Annotated in this window: 6 protein-coding genes and 1 pseudogene; 1 reads left to right on the forward strand and 6 read right to left on the reverse strand. The window is 32.7% G+C overall.

Features of this window, described 5'->3' with window-relative positions; translation table 11 throughout:
• The 4 genes and pseudogenes from ACVC2P_RS13105 to ACVC2P_RS13120 all read right to left on the reverse strand — a co-directional run.
• A pseudogene (locus ACVC2P_RS13105) lies at positions 1-315 on the reverse strand (hypothetical protein); the annotation flags it as partial.
• 5 nt (positions 316-320) lie between these two features.
• Complete coding sequence (locus ACVC2P_RS13110; protein WP_452598909.1) at positions 321-1,631, reverse strand: cupin domain-containing protein; 1,311 nt, start codon at positions 1,629-1,631, stop codon at positions 321-323.
• Positions 1,632-1,659: 28 nt separating this feature from the next.
• Positions 1,660-2,592 carry an NADP-dependent oxidoreductase gene (locus ACVC2P_RS13115; protein WP_452598910.1) on the reverse strand — a complete coding sequence of 311 codons (933 nt, stop codon included), beginning with the start codon at positions 2,590-2,592 and terminating at the stop codon, positions 1,660-1,662.
• Between the two features lie 277 nt (positions 2,593-2,869).
• Positions 2,870-4,150 carry a T9SS type A sorting domain-containing protein gene (locus ACVC2P_RS13120; RefSeq protein WP_452598911.1) on the reverse strand — a complete coding sequence of 427 codons (1,281 nt, stop codon included), beginning with the start codon at positions 4,148-4,150 and terminating at the stop codon, positions 2,870-2,872.
• 168 nt (positions 4,151-4,318) lie between these two features.
• On the opposite strand from ACVC2P_RS13120, the gene ACVC2P_RS13125 reads away from it, so the two are divergent.
• Complete coding sequence (locus ACVC2P_RS13125; protein ID WP_452598912.1) at positions 4,319-5,191, forward strand: AraC family transcriptional regulator; 873 nt, start codon at positions 4,319-4,321, stop codon at positions 5,189-5,191.
• 91 nt (positions 5,192-5,282) lie between these two features.
• On the opposite strand, the gene ACVC2P_RS13130 is transcribed toward ACVC2P_RS13125, so the two are convergent.
• Both ACVC2P_RS13130 and ACVC2P_RS13135 read right to left on the reverse strand, forming a co-directional pair.
• A complete protein-coding gene (locus tag ACVC2P_RS13130; protein WP_452598913.1) occupies positions 5,283-6,092 on the reverse strand; it encodes a carbonic anhydrase in 810 nt (269 codons plus the stop codon).
• A 16-nt stretch (positions 6,093-6,108) separates the two neighbouring features.
• Positions 6,109-6,629 (reverse strand): DUF2490 domain-containing protein (locus ACVC2P_RS13135; protein ID WP_452598914.1); only part of this gene is annotated, 521 nt, incomplete at its 5' end.

Raw genomic sequence — 6,629 nt, forward strand, 5'->3', positions numbered from 1 at the left:
CCACACAATACCTTTGGTATCGTTACGAATACCCAATACATCGTCTAAATAAAAGTCATTTTTGGTTTTTGGTGTATTCCATTCCTTGTTTGGGAAAGGAACTACCGTTTTCGTAGCTTCATTGTATTTCGCTACTCGAACTTCTGGTTTAAAAAAGGGATGGTGACTAAATACTAATGTACCTTTTTCTGTATAAGCGACATTTCCGACTGCCTGATTTAAAGTGGCATATAACTCTGCTGTATTATTTTGAGCACATCCTATTTGGAATGTACTCAAAAATGCTATTAACGATATTTTTTGTAGATGCTTCATAATTTCTATTTCGATTTTTGTAAAAATTTCGATTTCCCTAAAATCCAATCCGCATCACGCTTTGGCGAAAAGATGTCAATGTCCTCCGTATTTTCCAAAATGAAAAACTCGTGTTCTACATTTCCAGGAATTACAATTACATCTCCAGCTTCTAAAATATGTTCTTCGTTTTCTCCAATGATGATTTTCACTTTTCCAGAACGGATATATGTGGTCTGTTGCTGTGGATGCTTGTGTTTAGGAATATGTGCTCCTTTTTTTAAGGTGTAAATGGTAAAAGTTCCTTCATTGCTTGGCACTACTTTACGTGAAATTTTATCACTAAACACTTCGGTTTTTAAATCATTTATATTGAATTGTTGCACCAATCCACCATCTGCATAAACCGCATCAAATTTTCTGATAAAATATTGGGTTCTGTCGTTTTTCCCTTGAAATAAGTCTGAAATGTAGGTGTTCGCAAAATAAATATCGCCTTTATTATCCATTGTAGATGTAGTAGCAAAATTTAAACCTTTAGTATCACTAGCTACTATATATCCAGATTTCCAGTCATCGGTACTTACTACTTTATGATAGGCTTCGTTAGCTGTATTTTGACCTATAATTAAACTACCGTCTTTGTCTAACAAAAGACCATCCATTCCTACAATAGGTGTTGCTAATTGTACTTCGGAAACTGCTTTTGTTTTCATATCCACTTTAAATAGTTTACCATCGCTGTTTTTAGCGACTAACAAATATCCATTTGAGTGTACTAAAATTCCGTTAAGATTAATGCCATCTCCTTTAAATTGGTCGTTTTCAACAAAAACTGTGGCTTTTCCTTTTTTGTTCACCTTATAGATTACTGGCGAAAAACTATCAGTTATATATACATCACCATTGTCATCTACCGTTAAATCGTTTGCCCAATGTGCGCCTTCGTATTCTTTATGTAAATCTACTTTTTTAAGTAACTTTTTGGTATTTACATCAAAAATAAGCAATCGTGCTATTGTTTTAGGACTTACTTTTGTTGAACGATTTGATAATCCTAAATCACCAACTGCAACATATAATTTATCTCCTTTTACTTTCATTCCTACGGAAGAAAAGAAATTTTTGTTATCCAAGAAAACACTATAGTTCCCTTGTCTATCTACCATCCCAATTTGTCCTTTGGTAATAGAACTAATTAAGAATGCATCTTTTTGTGGATAATATGCAATTCCCTCTGGGTAAACACCATCTGGTGTTTTAAAATCAATTTGATTTTGGGCAAATGCTATATTAGATAATAATCCAACGAATAACACTATAAATAGCTGTTTCATTTTGGTTGTTTTTTTTAATTTTTGTTATTTAATTTATACTTAATACTATTTTTCCTTGTGTTCTATGTGTTTCTAATTGTAAGTGTGCATCGCCTACCTTTTCAAAAGGAAATACTTGAGATACTTTAACTTTCAAAGAGCCTTCTTGAGCCATTTTTGCTAAAGCTTCCATATCTGTCCCGTTTGATTGTACTAAAAAACTTGGTGTGGTAACATCTGGCCTGCTGTCTTTCCAATCTTTTGCAATTCCGCTAGGAATAGAAATCATTGTACCACCTTGTTTTACTACTTTAATAGAATCGGCTCCTGTATTTCCACCTACACAGTCAAAAACAATATCCATATCCTTTACTTTTTGCGTAAAATCTTCTTGTGTATAATCGATAAATTCATCGACGCCAAAAGATTCTAAAAACGCTTTGTTTTTTCCAGAAGCGATTCCTACGACATAGGCACCAACACTCTTTAAAATCTGTACTGCGGTGTGACCTACACCACCTGCTGCAGCTTGTACCAATACTTTGTCTCCTTGCTTCACTTTAACCACATTTATTAATGCTTGGTATGCGGTTAAAGGTGCAAGTGTTAAAGCTGCGGCCTCTTCAAAAGAAATAGCGCTTGGCTTTAGTGCTAATTGGTCTTCTGGTGCAGTTACAAATTCTGCATAAGCATTTCCGGCTCCAGGAAAGTTTACCATTCCGAAAACAGCATCTCCCACTTTAAATTTTGAAACCTTGTTTCCTACTTGACTGACAACACCCGAAATATCCCAACCTAATATTGCAGGTAATTCCATTCTTCTAGCAATTCCACCACCTTGTCTTGTTTTATAATCTACAGGATTTAGTCCTATATTTTTCACTTGTATAAGTACTTCATTTGCTTTAGGTTCTGGTTTGGAAACTTCTTGCATCTCCAAATTTTCAATGCCTCCAAATGCTTTTAAAACGATTGCTCTCATCACTTTATGTTTTTTATGTTTTAATTATATTACAAATGTATGACGGTATTACGCTTAAAATGAGGTATTAAAAATGGATATTGTTGTATATTTAATGGTTATTTAAAGAGTTTAAAGAATAATTTTAAGAGAGAGCAACTATTATTTTAATGTTTTACCTCTATTTATTCATATTTAACCCATATATGCTGTTTTACACAAAAAGTTCGGTTTAAAAACAAGTTTGCTTTTAAACCGAACTTTTTAATCATATTTACTATACTACTTAATTGTAAAACTACAATTTAATTACTTTTACTGTTTTCAAAGTCGTACCGTTCTGTTTAAAAAAATAAATACCTTCTTTTAAACTTGAAATATCTAAATTTAATTCTTTTTTATTGGGCGATAAAAGACTTGTTGTTTTAGCTTTAACATTCTGACCCAATGTGTTAAACAACTTAAACTCTTCAGAAATATCAATATTTGATTTTATGGTTACTGTTGATGAAGAAGGATTTGGATAAACACTTATTTTTCTTGAATTAAAACCTTCTACCGATAGAGGAGCATCTACGGCTTTATAAACAGAGCTTACTTCTCCAACTGCCCACATAACGGAACCAAATTTATTTATATCTCTTAATAAAATTCCATTATTTATATTTTGAATTGTAGTCCAGGTTGTACCTCCATCTACTGTACTATGAATTTTTGAATTATCTCCAACAATCCACCCCCTATCGGCTGAATCAAAAAAGCCCGATAAAACCTCAAAAGAGTCAGTTGGGTAATTATATGAACTCCAAGCCAGTCCATCATTTGTCGATTTTTGAGGAATTGCCTGTGGAAACCAATAAACAGTACCGTTAACGTTAAACATCCCGAAAGGGAAATTATTAAAATCACTATTAAGCACAACTTGAGTAAAGGTATTTCCATTATCAGTAGAATTATAAACTATATTTGCCGAAACTCCTGCCGCACCTGTTATTTGAAACGTGCCTGTTGCAGGGTTATTAGATATTCTGGAAACTTCAAAAGCATCTTGAAATGCAATATTTGGATTTGGTAAAACGTGAGACTCCCACGATAATCCACCATCTGAAGTGGTGTAATAATTTGGGGCTTCAAAAGTAACATCAAACAATCCTCCTCCTGTACCAATAACACCATTACTACCATTAAAACGAACCGAACTTAATGGCACATTATTAATAAAAGGTAATAAATTACTAACATCGTTCCAAGTAACTCCAGCATCAGTTGTTTTAAAGAGTTTACCAACTCCAGAGTCATCTGCTGCTGTTACCCAACCATTATCAACATCTATAAAATATACATCAGTAAAATTCAAATTAACGTTAGACACTTGTTTTTTATCCCAAGTAACTCCACCATCATTAGTTTGGTAAATAAACTGAGTGTTAAAAGCCGTGATATATGCTGTACTTTCTGAAGTTGCAAAAACCCAAGTTAACTGTAAATTGGCATCAGGAAAGTTTGTAATCTGGTTAAATGTTTGAGCATTACATACCATTGCAACGGAAAATAATAAAAGCGTAATAATTTTTTTCATAAAAGTTTTATTTAATTATTTAGTAACGAAATTACAAATTAACCAACTTTGAAATAAGTATATATATTGGATGTTTTAGTACAGAAAAAGGTTTTTCAATTCGCCTCAAACATATTCACATTGTAATAATTTATATTTGTATAGAAATAAGCAATAAAAATATAGAAAATGAAAACAATAAATACAAACCAACCTTTCGATATACAAGTTTTAGAATTAACAGAATGGCAACAACGCCCTGTTAAAAACAATTTTTTTGAAGTTGTTTATATAGAAAATGGAAAAGGAACGCAATGTATTAATTACAATCATTATCCTTATCAAGGTGAAAATATATTCTTGTTACCGCCTTTACGTTGTCACTCATTTACCATAGAAAAACCTACAAAATTTGTATTCTTAAGATTTACAAAATCATTTTTTAAGCACAATAAAAACAATGCATCAGATTTTGAAAATTGGTTTAAAGAAGCCTCTTATATTCTAGCCAACTACAAACAACAACCTGGCGAAGTCATTAAAAATGAAAACGACCGTCGTAATGTAATTAGTTTAATGAATACCATTGTTTATGAAACGCAGAACAATGGGCTGCAGTCTGTTGAGCTTATTAAAAGTTTAATGGTAAGTATGCTACATATTTTAATGCGTAGTATTAAAAAGAGTACCGCCGAGATTATAGGGAATGATATACAAGATGAAAGATTAGCAGAAATGACATCATATATTCAAGAGCATATTGATACCCCAGATTTATTAAAAATAGAAAATCTTGCTACCGTTTTCTTTATGTCACCTACTTACATTAGTGAGTTTTTCAAGAAAACAACTGGTACTTCATTAAGAGAATACATCGCAAAATCGAGATTAAAATTAGTTGAAATTCGATTGCTATATTCAGATTATACCTTAAATCAAATTGCAGATGAATTAGGTTTTACTGATGCTAGTCATTTATCACGTACGTTCAAAAAATATAGCGGACAAACAATTAGAGAATTTAAAAAGAAAGGTGATTATTGCCTGTTGAAATCGGTATAAAAGAAAAAACCGCTTCAAAATCTTGAAACGGTTTTATTTGTAATTCCTTTAAATAAAATTGCATGTCTCCTATTCATTTAGAAAGGGTTTGCTATTTTGTTTGCATTACTTGACGGCCATTGAGTGGTTGCTCGTTTCGATAATTGTTCATTGGCATTAGCTTTTGCAATTGTTTAACTTGACCTACTGAAATGGTAATAGGATCTTTAAACACAAACCAGTTCACACCCTCGGTACAAGGTGGTGTGGTTAGAGACCCCACATAATTGTAATAGCCTTTGTCTTTTGGTAAATTCTGATTGAGATCAAAAGAAGCATCAACTGTTTTTATCTGACCTTTTTCAACTGGCAAATAACTCTCTAGAAATCTGAAAGGAGCACTGCTTTTTCCTTCTTTCGCCATTATGGCTAAAACTAAAAACTCTTTATCCTTACTCATATGAACCATGTGAATAACTATCGGGAATCTTACTCCGTTTATGGTATGTTCGGAAGCTTCGTGAAAATGAATTTGTTTCAACTCAAATTTTTTACCTTTATAATTGATGTAGTCTCCTGGTTCAAAATTATATTGGATTGAATGACCATTATTTACCACATCATGGATTTTTGTTTGTGAGGCATAGTAAATATCCAACGGTTTTAAATCAGTATCTGTTTTAGCTTCAACACTTATAATATTGATGGGTGATTGATGCTTGCCATCACAATCGGAATCTTTTTCAAATTCTGCCCAATGTTCTGGTCCAGTTTCTCCCTCATAACTCCAATGCTTTTTTTTTGAGGTTTTTGCAACTTCCTTGGAAGTCTTAACTTCCTTAACTTTTTTTTCCTGCTTATTGTTACATGCAAAAGCTAATGTACACAATATACAAACAAAGGTTATTTTAATTGTTTTCATCTTATATAAGTTTTGATTAAATGTGATATTTTAGAGTTGTTTGTAAAATATGATTATCTACAAAGTTGTGACCACCTCCAATAGGTGCATAGGCATCGAGATAACCAATTCCTATAGATGTTTTTTTCGAAAGCGGATAAGATAATCCGGCATAGAACCAGTTTTGGTTCACACTTCTTGGAACAATACCTTTTTCTGTATTGAGCCAAATTTCGTCAAAAGCCATAATGCCAATACTTTTGTCATTTTTAACTCTTATCAAAGGCATACTCCATGTAAAGCGATATCGGAAACGCATTCCGAAATTAGTACCATCCTTGACAAAGTCACCATTAGGTACTTGCACGATGTTGTCAATAAAGCGCTGCTCTAGTCTGAATCGGTGTTTGAAAGACGATTTTCCTGATTTATGCGATAACATCAATTGTTCCCAAGCATCGTTTTCGTTAAATTTTTTGTTGGGTTTGTAATTTCTTGAATAGGTGTAACCCGCTGAAAGCGTAACAGTTTTGTTAAGCTTGTAGTGCACCCCAGGAC

It is taken from the genome of Pontimicrobium sp. MEBiC01747 (assembly GCF_053601635.1).